Source organism: Micromonospora sp. NPDC005171 (assembly GCF_040608575.1).
In the GTDB taxonomy this organism is placed as follows: domain Bacteria; phylum Actinomycetota; class Actinomycetes; order Mycobacteriales; family Micromonosporaceae; genus Micromonospora.
In genome coordinates this window covers 19,470-33,333 of the sequence record NZ_JBEXIM010000056.1, presented here as the reverse complement: position 1 = coordinate 33,333, position 13,864 = coordinate 19,470, and the positions used below count along the sequence as shown (strand labels likewise).

Genomic DNA, 13,864 nt, shown 5'->3' with positions numbered 1-13,864 from the left:
GTCAATTGCTGTCTTACCGGGAGCCTCGTCCTATGTCGACACCGGCCTCCCGCACTGCCCGTGACCTGCACCGTCACGATGAAAATCGCTCCCTGGTCAGGTGGACTTTGGTCCACACGGGGGCGTCGGGGTTGTCGAGGCGTTCGCAGGTGCCAACGATGTCCGCGGTGGCGAGGCCCGCAACAAACGTGGGGATGTAGCCCTGGCGGATGTCATGGGTGCGGCAGGTGCGGTCGAGGGCGTCGTAGAAGTCTTCCCCGTGGTCGAAGACGGCGACGATGGTACGTCCGGGGACGACTTCGCGGCTGCGCAAGAGGGCTCCTTCAGACGGTCGGGGCGTTGGTGGCCGGCTGCTGCGGCCATGGCCAGGGCTCGCCGGGGTAGGCCACGGCGCGAAAAGCCATTGCCGTCTCGTGGGCGGTGGCGCCTGCGGCAAGGGTGAGATGGAGCAGGATCCGGGCCTTGTAGGGGTCGAGGAAGCCTGCAGGAATGAGTCCCCGTTCGGTGAGGTCCCGCTCGGAGCCCGGGAAGCCGTAGGTGGAGCACAGGTCCCGCACCGATGCGGGAGGCGAGGACCACGGGGATCTGCTGGGCGAGTGCCGTGAGGGTGGAGACCCAGGTGTCCGGGACGTGCCCGACGCCGAAGCCAGCGATGACGAGGCCGTCGAAGTGGGCTGCCGCTGCGGACAGGCAAGTCGCATCGTCGCCGACTGTGGCGGTGTAGAGGCCCACGCGCGGCTGGCGTACGGGTGTCGGTACAGCGTGGCCGGAGGGCGGTGTGGCTGAGGAAGCGGGCTTCGCCTTCCACGACGTAGCCGAGTGGGCCGCCATTGGGTGAGGTAAACGCCTGAGTGCTGACGGAGTTCGTTTTGCGGACACGGTCGGCGGCGTGGATCTCGTCGGCCATGACGACGAGAGCGCCCCGGTCTCGGGCATGAGGGCTGGCAGCGACCCTGGTGGCGGCGAGAAGGTTGGCAGGCCCGTCGGGGCCGGCGAGGGTGGGGTTGCGCATGGCACCGGTGACGACGATGGGCTGCGGTCCGGTGTGCAGGAGATGCAGGTAGTAGGCGGTTTCTTCGAGGTGTCCGTGCCCTGGGTGATGATGATGCCGGAGGTGCCTGCGGCGGCGGCCTGGTGGACGCTCCGGGCCAGGTCAGCCAGGTCGGCGAATGTCAGGGAGGCGCCGGGGCGGCTACGGAAGTTGACGATGTCGACCGCGATGCCACCGCGCGCCTGCGCGCTGCGCACAAGCGGTGGCCAACTCAAGCGGGGCGAGATCGGCGTCGAGGTGCCCCGTCGTGCTGATTGGCACCCGAGGTTGTACAGCGCGTTCAAAGGCCCGGAAGTACGGCAGTAACCCACACAGCACCTCTGCCATGAATGAACTGGCCATGGCGCATGCCCTCCCAAGGGGGTAGTGGACACAGCGGAGCGCGATGCCGCATCGGGACTGCGGTCGCTCATCGCCTGCTGCGTCGATGCGGCTGTGAACCCGCCGGGCCCGACGCCCACAACCGGTACACGCCGACGACGGGCTCGCGCTCGCGCCCATATCCGCAGGCCAGCTGACTGTCGATCCACTCGCTCAACCACGACAGGTGCCAGATGAGGCAGGACCGCAACAAGATCAGCCGATCGCACGACGCACCCTACACAGTGGACTTAGCACTCCGAGCCGGGTCAGTCCCGATCACGGAAAGTGGGCCAGATCCAGATCCAGATCCAGTTTTCAGGCGGAGCCGACACTGCCAGAGGTCGTGGTCAACAAAGGGCGCTGGTTCTCGCCAACGTCTCTCAATGCCGAAGTCCCCCGAGCCACGCCCTCTCGAAGTCACCGACGAAGCCGGGCAGGCAAACGGTCCTGCTGACCTGCCGCAAGGCCTGATCGACATAGACTGATCTGGGCCGTCAGATCTTCGCCGCGGACACTGCTGGCGATGTGGGGTATCAGAACTGTCCGAATGCTGGCCTTCGTGGCGCCGCAATGCTCGAAGAAGAGGTGTGTCTCGAGGCGGCGTAGTCGTGGAGGTGCCGAGGCAAGCCGGGTGTGGTCGCGAGCCCAGGGGGATCCTGACCCTGAATCGCATGGAGCCAGTGCTCGGGTGACACGTCATTCAGCAGCGCACTGCCCCTGGGCGCGGTCAGCGGCAATTGAGGATGCACAACGCCAGAAAGTTCGCCACCCGAATTATAAGGTGCTCTGATGTACCCTGGCTGAGTGGGTAAGCATGATGATGGCCAGATCGGGGTTGTGGCCGCGCTGGTGCGGTCCACGTTCTTGGTGAATGCTGTGTACGCCGAGTCGGCTCAGGAGTACGGCCTGACGCCGCAGCAGGGACAGTTGCTGTGCGTGCTGATGGCGCGGCCGTACGGCATGGGTGAATTGGGTGCGGTGCTGGGGCTGGCCAAGTCGAGCCTTACCGGCTTGGTGGACCGCAGTGAGCGCAACGGCCTGGTCCGGCGCGAACCAGACCCGCAGGATGCGCGTGCGGTGCGGGTCGTGCTCACTCCGCGCGGCGACGGGCTCGCAGAGGAATTCTATGCCGAGACCTGCCGGCGGATCGACAAGCTGCCGGTGGGACTCTCTGCCGCCGAACGCGCCACCCTTGCCGGCCTGCTCGGCCGCGTCGTGGTGGACAACGAGGTTCCGGTGGTCTTCCCAGAGCCGGACGAAGGAGCCTCCACCGCTCGCAAGCACTAAGACCGGGATCCCGTGACCCACGAGGCAGGGCTTGCAGTTCGCGTTACGAACTAATATGGTTCGTGCAACGAACTGAACTCTTTCGTATGTGGGAGCGTGAAATCATGGGTCGTACCGTCGCGGTCATCGGCGGAGGTTACGGGGGTTCGGCGGCCGCCAAGGCGCTGGACTCCGAGGCCGACGTCGTCCTCATCGATCTCCGGGATGCGTTCGTCAACTCGGCGGGATCGCTGCGGGCGCTGGCCCAGCCCGACTGGGCGCCCAACATGTTCTTCCCCTTCGACACGCTGCTCACGCGGGGCACGGTGATTCGCGACCGCGCGGTCTCGGTGGACCCGGGCGGCGTCACCTTGGCCTCAGGTCAGCGGGTTGAGGCGGACTATCTGGTCCTGGCCACCGGCTCCAGCTACGCCTATCCGGCCAAGCCCAACGCCAACTCCACCAGCACCAGCGAGGTGCTGGACGACCTGCGCCAGACCCACAAGGAACTGGTCGACGCCGAGCGGGTGCTGATCCTCGGCGCCGGGCCGGTCGGTTTGGAACTGGCCGGGGAAATCAAGGAGGTCTGGCCGCACAAGCAGGTGACAATCGTCGACCCGGCCGAGCAGCTGCTCCCCGGCTTCAAGCCGGAGATGCGCCAGGACCTGCACCGGCAGCTCGACGAACGGGACATCCAGCTGCGGCTGGGCACCGAGCTGAGGGTGCCCGCGACGACCGAGCCTGGAGCGGCGGAGACCTGCACCGTCACCACCACCGGCGGTGACGAGATCACCGCCGACATCTGGTTCCGCGCCTACGGGACAAGCACCAACAGCGACTACCTCGCCGACGGCAAGCTCACGACCCGCGCCGCAGGGCCAGGTTCCCGTGACCGAACTTCTCAACGTCAAGGGGCACGACCACGTCTACGCGGTCGGCGACATCACCGATGTCGCGGAGGCCAAGATGGCCGGGTACGCGATGCAGCACGCCGAGGTGGTCGCCAACAACATCACCGCCCAGCTGAACGGTGAACAGCCCACGGCCACCTACCAGCCCCTGCCCTTCCCCATGATCCTGCTCCCACTCGGTCCGAACGGCGGTGTCGGACAGCTGCCCTCTCCCGAGGGCCCGTTCGTTGCCCCGGCCGCGATGGTCTCCGAGTACAAGGGCGCGGATCTGTTCACCGGCCGCTTCATCGAGCAGTTCGGCCCCACCGCCTGAAAGGTTGGAACACGTGGAGTACACCCGCCTTGGCCGCAGCGGTCTTTCCGTGTCCCCGGCTCGTACTCGGCACCATGAACTTTGGGACCGAGACCTCCGAAGCGGACAGTCACGCGATCATGAAGCGGGCGCACGACCACGGCATCAACTTCATCGACACGCGAACGTCTACGGCACAAGGACAGGCGAGGTCGCCACCGAACAGATCATCGGCCGGTGGTTCGCCTCGGGCGACGGCCGGCGCGAGAAGACCGTCCTGGCCACAAAGGTCTACATCCCGACGGGCGGTTGGCCCAACGAAGGGTTCCTGTCCGCGCTGAACATCCGGCGCGCGTGCGACGCGTCGCTCAAGCGCCTGCAGACCGACTACATCGACCTGTACCAGATGCACCACGTCGACCGGAACACGCCGTGGGAAGAAATCTGGGAGGCGTTCAGCGTCCTTCGCCAACAGGGAAAAGTGCTCTACTTCGGTTCGTCCAAATTCGCCGGCTGGCACATCGCCCAGGCGCAGGAGGCTGCGCGGTCGCGGCACTTCCTCGGGCTGGTCAGCGAACAGTCGATCTACAACCTGATGACGCGCTGGGTCGAGCTGGAGGTGCTGCCCGCGGCGCGGCACTACGGGCTGGGCGTGATCCCGTGGGGGCCGCTGCACGGCGGAGTGTTCGGCGGCATCCTCCGCAAGCAGAAGGAGGGCAACGCCTCCCGCGGCAGCACGGGACACTCCGTCGGCCTGCTCGCCCAGCACCGCGAGACCATTGAGGCGTACGCGAAGCTGTGCGCCGACATCGGCGAGGACCCGGCCCACGTCGGACTGGCGTGGCTGCTCGCGCAGGACGGCGTGACCGGGCCCATCATCGGGCCGCGGACGACCGAGCAACTCGACGGTTCGCTGCGCGCACTCACGATCAGGCTCGACGACTCCACGCTGGCCAGACTGGACGAACTGTTCCCACCGCCCGGTCCGAACGGGGCCAAGCCCGCGCCCGAGGCGTACGCCTGGTGAAATCGCCCCTCGAATGAAAGGCAGAGCATTGTCTGTACAAGAAATCGTCTTCGGCTTCGGCGCGCATAGCGGCATTGACGATGTGCCGGAGCTGCTGCGCATGGCTCAACAGGCCGACCGTGACGGGCTTGACATCTTTTCGCTGTCGGACCACCCCTACCTCGGCGGGCGCTTGGACGCGTACGCCACCGTCGGATTCATCCTCGGACGTACGCAGCGCATCTCGGGCTTCGCCAACGTCACCAACCTGCCAACCCGGCCCGCTCCCATGCTGGCGCGGACGGTGACGTCGCTATCGGCGCTCTCCGGCGGCCGCATCGTGCTCGGCATGGGCGCGGGCGGGCTGTGGGATCGGATCGCCGACATGGGAGTGCCGCGGCTGTCACCGGCCGATGCGGTGGACGCCTTCGAGGAGGCGATCGTCCTGGTCAAGATGCTGTCCGGTGGCGGCCCGCCGGTCACCTACCGGGGCCGCCACTACCAGGTGGACCAGATCGAGCCGGCCCCGGTGGCCGCGCCCCCCGTGTGGACCGGATCGGTCGGCCCGAAATCCCTGGCCTCCACCGGCCGGGTGGCCGACGGCTGGATCCCCGGCCACGCTGCGGACTGGCTCAGCGAGCGATACAAGGTGTCGCGGCCGGTCATCGACGACGCGGCAGCGGCCGTGGGCCGCGATCCGCGCGAGATCCGTACGGTCTTCAACTTCCCCGGACGCATCACCGACCGGCCGACGGCCGCCACCCGTGACCGCGACGGCGGCTGGACCGGAGGTTCCGTCGGCCAGTGGATCGAGGAGCTGACCGGGGCCGTACTGGAGCACGGCGCGTCCGGCTTCACGCTCTTCTCACCAAGCGGCGGCACGCCGGACATCGTCTCCCTCAGCCGCTGGGCCAGGGAGATCGCCCCGGCCGTACGCGAAGCGATCGAAAAGGAAAACGACTAGCCGCAGGACGCACGCTCATCGGCCAACAGCGGATGCGGCACGGTCGCCCCGAACGGCGGCTACTCGTTACACAACGTCACCGGCCGGGGATGCCGCCATGCCTATCGCAGTTAGCGAACACGAACATCGCCAGCAACTGATGCCGATGCAAGGTCTGCACCGTCAAGCCGTACCTGTCTCGACGCCTATCAGCCTGGCAGGGCGTGGTCTTGGACGATGGTCGTCAGCGGGTGATTGGGGGCTTTTCACAGATGAGGGTGTAGCTGCGGGGGCTGGGCTTGCGGGTCTTGGGTCACCCCTCTTGCTGTCGTTGGGAGTTTCCACCCCGAGAGGGCAGCCTTGCACGTTTGGGCCCGCTGCTGAGACCTCTTGTCGGGCCGTGCTGATGCCAGGCTGATCGAGGTGGGTCAACACATCGACACTCCCTCCTTCGGTGTCCGCCCCGGGATGCCCCGCGAACGCCCTTGGTGCCGACGGCCTCGATTGCTTAGGCATCAGCTCCTTTGGTGGCGGCGGGACTCAGTCGATGGTGGACGCCCCTGGTCCAGTCGTGGCGTACCGGGCGGCGATGGTGCGGACGGCCTCGTCGACTACCTGAGCGACGCGTTCGGCGCTCACCTCCCAGCCCGGCACCAGGAGAGTCGGCCAGAAGACGTAGTTGGAGATCATGCCCAGGAACTGGGTGGCTGCGAGGTCCACGTCCTCGACCCGCACCGTTCCCGCCTCGTGCTCAGCCAGGAGGTAGCTGCGTACGGACTCGAAGTAGGGCATCTTCCCGTGCGAGAACTGCGCATGGGCCAGCTCCGGGAACCGCGGCAGCTCGGCGATGACGATTCGGAACAGGTCGGTCATCTGGGGCCGGCTCAACAGCTCGGCGTAACGGCGACCGATGGCGCTGAGCCCGTCAACGACGTTGCCTGCCGGCGGAGGATCCTCCTCGTCAGCGGTTGACCAGGACTCGGTGACGATGGCGTCGAACAGGGCAGCCTTGCTCGGAAATTGCTTGAACAAGGTGGCCCGCGAGACACCCGAGCGCTCTGCGATCCGCGCCAGCGATGTCCGGTCGTAGCCCAACTCGAGGAACAGTGCGGTCGCGGCCGTCACGATCAGCGCGCGCTTCTCCTGGGCGACGCGCTGGTGATACGTCGGTACGACCCTGCTCATGGACTGAGCATACGAGGTGAGTGGCTTGACTCGCCACTGCCGCCGACCTAGTGTTAGGACAGTGGTGAGTCGCTCGGCTCGCCATCGGCTGGCCGTTCATCGCCGATGATCCCGGTCAGTCACCCACGTACCGAAGGAACATCGGATGAACCGCTTCGACAACCAGACAGTGCTCGTGACCGGTGGGACCGGTGGCCAGGGCTCGAGCCACGTGCGCGCCTTTCACGCCGAGGGAGCGAACGTGGTGATCGGCGACATCGACGCGGAACGCGGCGCCGCTCTCGCCGACGAGCTCGGGACCCGCGCTCACTTCACCCGCCTCGACGTCACCGACGAGAGTTCGTGGTCCGCTGCTGTGCTAGCCGCCGAGAGCGCCTTCGGCGCCCTGCACGTGCTCGTCAACAACGCGGGCGTCCAGAACCCGCCCGCAACAATCGAAAACACGGACCAGGCCACCTGGTCGCGCATCCTCGACATCAACCTCACAGGGACCTTCCTCGGCATCAAGGTCGCAGCCCCCGCTCTGCGCCGGGCAGCAGGGGGAGCCATCGTCAACGTCGCCTCGACAATGGGCCTGGGCGGCACGGCTCACTACGCGCCGTACGCCGCCAGCAAGTGGGCCGTGCGAGGCCTTACCCGAACGGCAGCGCTCGAGCTCGGCCGGGACCACATCCGCGTGAACACCATCCACCCCGGCGTGATCGCGACCCCCTTCATCCACGAACCAGCAGCCGGCGCCACCGCGGCAATCGCCGACTTCTACTCACCCGAGCCGTTCGCCATCCCCCGACTTGGAGAGCCGACCGACGTCACCCGGCTTCTCCTGTTCCTCACGTCATCAGACGCGTCGTTCATCACGGGGTCGGAGTACGTCATCGACGGTGGACTCCTCCTCGGGCCCGCCCTTCAGACCGAGACCGCATGAACAGTCCAGACACGACCGGATGGAACGACTCCGCACGTGACGCGTCTTTGTCGCACCTGCCCGATCACATCCGGCGAGCCATCGAGATCACACCCGCCGCAGGCACCAGCGAACGGATCATCGACATCACGACGCTGGGGCGCCGCACCGGCCGGCCACGCCGCATCGAGATCTTCTTCTACCGAGCTGCGGGCGCCACCTACCTGTGTAGCGGCGCCGGCGGTGCCGCGACCGACTGGCATGCGAACCTTCTCGCCAATCCCAACTTCACCTTCCACCTCAAGAACGGGATTAGTGCTGATCTGCCTGCACGGGCCACGCCTGTCACCGACCCAGCTGAACGTCAGGCAGTGCTGGCGGAGATCGTGGCGGATCTCAATCAGCCCCACGACCCCGGCACCATCCGGCCGACTCGGCTCGAAGACTGGGCTGACAGTCGGCTGATGCGCATCAGCTTCCGCCATCGGCCGTGATCGCGGATCCCTCGACAGATGACCTACTCCCAGGGACTGGGGTGTAGTCGCGGCTAGAGCAGCTCTTCGCCAGATGAGGGTGTAGCTGGCGCGGCGGTCCCAGATGGATGTCGAGGTTTCCAGAGGGAAAGGCTCCTACACGCTCATCCTGAAAGAACCGCCACGTGCCCGACGCTACCGTCGGCGACCGCTCGCACGCGTTCGCCCACCCCGATCTAACGACCTTCTGCAGACTCGACGAGCTCGGCCTCGTCGTCACCGGCCAACGCCTCGAGCCCGACCGCGCGGTCCTCGCGTGCCGGGTTCTCGAACCCGACCAATGGTGCCGCCGCTGCGGCTGCGAAGGGACCCCCCGGGACACGGTCACCAGGCGGTTTGCCCACGAGCCGCTCGGCTGGCGGCCCACAACGCTGCTGGTCACGATCCGCCGCTACCGATGCGGTGGCTGCGGGCATGTCTGGCGCCAGGACACCTCCCAGGTGGCCGAGCCCCGGTCGAAGTTGTCACGGCGCGGGCTGCGGTGGGCACTCGAAGGGATTGTGGTCGGACACCTCACCGTCGCCCGGGTCGCCGAAGGTCTCGGCGTCGGATGGAACACCGCCAACGACGCAGTCCTCGCCGAGGGCAAGCGGGTCCTGATCGACGACCCGGCACGGTTCGACGGCGTCCGGGTCGTCGGCGTCGATGAGCACGTCTGGCGCCACACCAGCCGTGGTGACAAGTACGTCACGGTCATCATCGACCTCACCCCGATCCGCGACAAGACAGGCCCAGCACGGCTCCTCGACATGGTCGAGGGCCGCTCCAAGCAAGTGTTCAAGACCTGGCTCGTCGCCCGCACCGACGCCTGGCGTGACGCGGTCGAGGTCGTCGCGATGGACGGGTTCAGCGGCTTCAAGACCGCCACCACCGAAGAGCTCCCTGACGCGGTCGCGGTGATGGATCCCTTCCACGTGGTCCGCTTGGCCGGCGACGCGCTCGACCGGTGCCGACGCAGGGTCCAGCAAGCCATCCACGGTCACCGCGGCATGAAGGGCGACCCGCTCTACTCGGCGCGGCGGACCCTGCACACCGGCGCCGACCTCCTCACCGACAAGCAGCGCAGCCGTCTGCGGGCGCTGTTCGCGGTCGATGACCATGTGCAGGTCGAGGCGACCTGGGGGATCTACCAGCGGATGATCGCGGCCTACCGAGAGCCCGACCGAGCTCGTGGCCGCGTGTTGATGACCGCGCTGATCGACTCGGTCAGCGCAGGCGTCCCGGCCGTGCTGAGCGAGGTCATCACGCTGGGCCGGACGTTGAAGAAGCGTGCCGACGACGTGCTGGCCTACTTCGACCGGCCCGGCACATCCAACGGCCCGACCGAGGCGATCAACGGACGGCTCGAACACCTCCGCGGCTCCGCGCTCGGATTCCGCAACATCACCAACTACATCGCCAGGTCCCTGCTCGAGACCGGCGGCTTCAGACCACGACTACACCCTGGTCTGTGAAGAGCCTGATTGGGTTCCGGGGCAGTCGACCGTTTGACTGACAAAATAGAGCACTCATGCACGTACCTGGACTGGGTCACCGCGCCGCCGCTCGGCATCGCGAAGCCAGCCATTATCAACCTGCCGGCGATCCGGACCGGCCCCGAAACAGGGCCGGCCGGCCGGGCAACGACGGGTGCTGGTTCAGACGAGCCAGCGGCAGGATGCTCGCCGTACTGGTCAGCCCACCTCCGGCCGAGCGCCGATCCCGCGACGGGCCGTCCGGCATCCACGTAGCCACGGTCACCGTGGCCGGCGCCGTCGCCCCAGGTGCGGCCTTCGACCCGGACGACATCGCCGAACACTACTGGCGACTGCACACCCAGCCACGACAGCGATGGGAGCGGACGGGATCCACTCGATGCCCCACTGCGTGGGCGCGTGCGCAGTGCCTCTTGTGCCCCTTGGACTCGGCGATGTCGATCCGACCCCGTCCAGACCGACGGCTGGGGCCGTGCCGCGGCGGCCGGTACCGCGCTCACCGGGAAACGCCCGCCGCCTCCGCTCCGACGACGTCGATGCCGGTCGCCTTGCGGGATGACACTCCGCCCACCATGGGCCCGACCAGGTATGCCGTTCAAATCGGCTCCCCCTCGGCGAGCTTCTGACTTGTGCAGATGCGCAAACTCGTCCTTGTGTTGGTGGTGACGCCGCGGTGAGGGTGAGCGAAACCCGTGCCGCAAGTAGTCGGCCGGGGGCTGGACCGGACTCGGTCCTCACCTTGCAGGAGCGATAGATGCGCAGACTCAAGGCACCACCCGCCCTCGCCATCCTGGCGACGGCGGCCCTCCTCGGAGCCACCGCCCAGGCCGCGAACGCGACGACCCCGTCGCCGACGGGCACGACGACGGCCGTGGAGGCGTCAATCCCGGCCACCGTGGCGCCCGCTACGGACACCCCCGCGCTCGTGGACGAGCTGGCCGACCCGCTCGACGCCACGATCGCACCGGACAAGGCCGCCAAGGCCCACCTCGCGGGCCACAAGGACCGCTACAAGATCGCCGACCCGGCCGGCACGCTCACCACAGCGAGCGTCGACACGCAGGGCGCGCGGGAGACGGTCCGGCTGAACCAGAAGTACAAGGGCCTGCCCGTGTTCGGCGCCCAGTACGTGGTGCGGATGGAGAAGAAGGCCGGCAAGCGCACGGTGACCGGCACGTCGGGCAGCTACTTCACGGACCTCGACGTCGACACGACGGCCACCCCGATGCCCGCTGACGTCGCGATCTCCCGAGCCGTCGAGGACGTGCGCAAGAGCCTGCACCCCGGCGCGGCCGTCGTGGCCGGCGTCCCGCGGCCCGGCACGAAGCCCGACGCGGCCCACGCCGACCTCAGTGGCACCGACCAGGGGCTCGTGGTCATGCCGACGGGCACCGGCGTGCTCGCGCGGCGCGTGCTCGTCAGGGGCAAGGACGTCGTCACGGGCCAGCCCGTGCTCCGCGACGTGTACGTGGGCGCGACGAACGGGGTGACGCTGCTGAGCGTCAGCCGGATCAAGCCGTTCGCCACCGCGCAGCAGGCCGGCGCCCTGGCCGCCGGCGGGACCGCCGTCGCGCCGCAGGCCGTGACGGAGCCGCCCCCGTTGGGCAACGGCACGACGCCGGTCGTCGGCGAGGGCAAGAGTCTGCACGGCGCCACCGTGCCGGTCCCGCTCATCCGGATCGACGACGCCAGCCGCTACCTCATGATCGACCAGACCCACACCCTCGCGGACGGCCGGACGGTGCCGATCACCACGTGGGACGCTCGGGGCCGGGACTACTACGAGCTGCTCGACGGCCAGTTGCCCGAGGGCGTGGGGCCGTTCGCGTCCCCGTCGAGCACGCTCGGCGCCGACCTGACCGACGCCGGCGCCGTGGACGCGGCCTGGGACGCCGCGAAGGTGTTCGAGTGGTTCCAGACCGAGCTCGGGCGCAACAGCCTGGACGATGACGGCATGCCGATCAACTCGATCGTCGGCATCACCTACGGCGGCTACCCGTTCGTCAACGCGTACTGGGACGGCACCCGCATGGTGTACGGCAGCGGCGACGACGAGTACCTGCCACTGGCCGCCGACCTGGACGTCGTGGGCCACGAGATGACGCACGGTGTGGTGGAGAACTCCGCCAGCTTCGTCTACGCCGGCCAGCCGGGCGCGCTCAACGAGGCGATCGCCGACTACTTCGGCAACGCCATCGACGTCGACGCGTCGGGCACGTCGATGTCCGACCCGGAGGCGAGCCTGCTCGGCGGCGACCTCTGCCGCACCCTGGCTCCCACCAAGTGCGCCCTGCGCAACCTCGACGACGGCGCCACCACGGCAAACTTCCAGCACCTCATGGACACGCCGCAGATGGACGACGGCGGCGTGCACCTCAACTCGACGATCGTGTCCGGGGCGCTGTGGGACCTGCGTCAGGCGTTCGGCGGCGCGGTCGCCGACAAGATCGTCTACCGCGCGCTCACCGACTACCTCACGCCCATGTCGGACTTCGTCGACGCCCGGGACGCGGTGCTCGCCTCCGCCAAGTCCTTCGGCCTGAGCAACAAGGACTTCAAGGTGGTGCAGGCGGCGTTCGACTCGCGCGGGATCACCGCGAAGTGGAAGGCGAACCTGTACGGCAAGAACACCGACCTGCTGGTCGACCGGCTCAACACCGGGATGTACATCGACACCAAGGCGAGCATGGCCGGCGGCTGGTTCACCGTGCCGCGGTCGGACGCGAACCGCACCGAGCCGATGTCGATCTGGGTGGGCCGCACCGACGGCAAGGTCGCGCCGTACCGGATCTCCCCGAACGACGGGAACAACCACACCTTCCCGTACACCGATGGCAAGCGGGTCGTGTGGCTGTCGGTCGCGGGCAACCCCGACTCGCCGACGTGGGAGACCAACCGCATCCTGTCGGCGCCCGTCGGCGGCGGCCAGGTCGAGGAGCTCTATAGCTCCCCGTACCGGATCGGCGGCCTGGGCTTCGACGGCGACGTCGTCGCGTGGAGCCAGTACGAGCCGACGCAGGGGTACCGCGACGTCGTGCGCTACCTGCAGGGCAGCTCGCGGACCGTGCACACCCTCGCGCATCCCGACTGGGTCGGGAGCGCGACGGCGCCGAGCGTCAAGAACGGGAAGATCTCCTACGTCCGGTACGAGGACTTCGCGCAGCCCAACCCCGACGGCACCTGGTGGTCGCTGGGCGTCGAGGTGTACGACGTGGCGACGGGCAAAACGGCCTTCGCCGGCGGTGACCCTGGCGCCGAGACGATGAGCTACCCGCAGCTGTCCGGCACCGGCGTCGCCTGGGTAATCAACCGCGACTACGGCCACAACGTCAACGGCGAGTGGAGCCAGGGGACGTACAACGACTCCGTGCGGTTCTTCGACTTCGCCACTGGCACGAGTCGCCTGCTCTTCGAGGAGAACTCCCCGCAGGCGAAACGCGCCGACGTCGTCACGCTGTCCGACACCACCCTCACGATCACCGAGGAGGCACCCGTGGACCTCTGGTTCGCGAACGGCGGCTACCCGGACAACTCGCTCAACCCGAAGCTCAAGCAGTACACGTTCGACGGAACGTACGTCGGCCCGGCATCGTGCAGCCCGGGCGCGCAGATGTTCGCGACGGCGGGCGCGGGGCGCGACGTGATCTTCATGGACTCGTCGGCGGGCGGTTTCGGCCTGGCGTACGCGAAGGGAGCCAAGTACTGCGAGTGAGCCCCTGCTAGGAGGCGCGCTGCACGACGGCGCGCCGGGACCCCTAAGGCGGTCCCGGCGCGCCGTCGTGTTCGGGATGTGCCCTTCTGGCGATGTGGTTGCCGTGGTCGGGGGACGTCGCGGATACGAGCGTGGTTTGTGGAATGGTCGGCAGGGGCTCGTGCGGCGGGCGGCTGACCCAAGGCGAGTTCGAGCCGTGGCGTCCGCCGCCGAACGGCGCGGT

10 protein-coding genes and 2 pseudogenes are annotated in these 13,864 nt (G+C 68.0%); 9 read left to right on the top strand and 3 right to left on the bottom strand.

All coding sequences use genetic code 11. From position 1 onward, the window contains the following. Positions 1 to 73 precede the first annotated feature (73 nt). Together ABZU74_RS32295 and ABZU74_RS32290 are read right to left on the bottom strand one after the other, a co-directional pair. Positions 74 to 313: a hypothetical protein gene (locus ABZU74_RS32295; RefSeq protein ID WP_355432006.1), complete on the bottom strand. Its 240-nt coding sequence runs from the start codon at positions 311 to 313 to the stop codon at positions 74 to 76. 10 nt (positions 314 to 323) lie between these two features. Then, positions 324 to 1,224, bottom strand: a pseudogene (locus ABZU74_RS32290) (asparaginase); the annotation flags it as partial. A 994-nt stretch (positions 1,225 to 2,218) separates the two neighbouring features. Between ABZU74_RS32290 and ABZU74_RS32285 the strand changes: the two are divergent. The 5 genes and pseudogenes from ABZU74_RS32285 (at position 2,219) to ABZU74_RS32265 (ending at position 5,853) form a co-directional block, all read left to right on the top strand. After that, positions 2,219 to 2,701: a MarR family transcriptional regulator gene (locus ABZU74_RS32285; protein WP_355432003.1), complete on the top strand. Its 483-nt coding sequence runs from the start codon at positions 2,219 to 2,221 to the stop codon at positions 2,699 to 2,701. Positions 2,702 to 2,805: 104 nt separating this feature from the next. Next, on the top strand, positions 2,806 to 3,714 hold the full coding sequence (locus ABZU74_RS32280) for an FAD-dependent oxidoreductase (RefSeq protein WP_355432000.1): 909 nt from the start codon (positions 2,806 to 2,808) through the stop codon (positions 3,712 to 3,714). Next, positions 3,647 to 3,904 (top strand): hypothetical protein, encoded by a 258-nt coding sequence (locus ABZU74_RS32275; RefSeq protein WP_355431997.1) that lies wholly within the window; start codon positions 3,647 to 3,649, stop codon positions 3,902 to 3,904. The genes ABZU74_RS32280 and ABZU74_RS32275 overlap by 68 nt, the downstream gene beginning before the upstream one ends. Before the next feature lie 13 nt (positions 3,905 to 3,917). Then, positions 3,918 to 4,910 (top strand): annotated as a pseudogene (locus tag ABZU74_RS32270) (aldo/keto reductase). A gap of 13 nt (positions 4,911 to 4,923) precedes the next feature. Continuing rightward, positions 4,924 to 5,853, top strand: a complete 930-nt coding sequence (locus ABZU74_RS32265; RefSeq protein WP_355431995.1) for an LLM class flavin-dependent oxidoreductase — start codon at positions 4,924 to 4,926, stop codon at positions 5,851 to 5,853. A gap of 519 nt (positions 5,854 to 6,372) precedes the next feature. Here the strand turns inward: ABZU74_RS32265 and ABZU74_RS32260 are convergent. Further along, on the bottom strand, positions 6,373 to 7,017 hold the full coding sequence (locus ABZU74_RS32260; RefSeq protein ID WP_355431992.1) for a TetR/AcrR family transcriptional regulator: 645 nt from the start codon (positions 7,015 to 7,017) through the stop codon (positions 6,373 to 6,375). Between the two features lie 145 nt (positions 7,018 to 7,162). Between ABZU74_RS32260 and ABZU74_RS32255 the strand changes: the two genes are divergently transcribed. From ABZU74_RS32255 to ABZU74_RS32240, 4 genes are all read left to right on the top strand, one after another. After that, positions 7,163 to 7,942: a glucose 1-dehydrogenase gene (locus ABZU74_RS32255; RefSeq protein ID WP_355431989.1), complete on the top strand. Its 780-nt coding sequence runs from the start codon at positions 7,163 to 7,165 to the stop codon at positions 7,940 to 7,942. Beyond that, entirely contained in the window at positions 7,939 to 8,415 is a 477-nt protein-coding gene (locus tag ABZU74_RS32250; protein ID WP_355431986.1) for a nitroreductase/quinone reductase family protein, read from the top strand. The genes ABZU74_RS32255 and ABZU74_RS32250 overlap by 4 nt, the downstream gene beginning before the upstream one ends. 164 nt (positions 8,416 to 8,579) lie before the next feature. Continuing rightward, complete coding sequence (locus ABZU74_RS32245) at positions 8,580 to 9,908, top strand: ISL3 family transposase (protein ID WP_355431983.1); 1,329 nt, start codon at positions 8,580 to 8,582, stop codon at positions 9,906 to 9,908. 775 nt (positions 9,909 to 10,683) lie between these two features. Next, positions 10,684 to 13,641: a M4 family metallopeptidase gene (locus tag ABZU74_RS32240; protein WP_355431980.1), complete on the top strand. Its 2,958-nt coding sequence runs from the start codon at positions 10,684 to 10,686 to the stop codon at positions 13,639 to 13,641. The last annotated feature ends 223 nt before the right edge of the window (positions 13,642 to 13,864 follow it).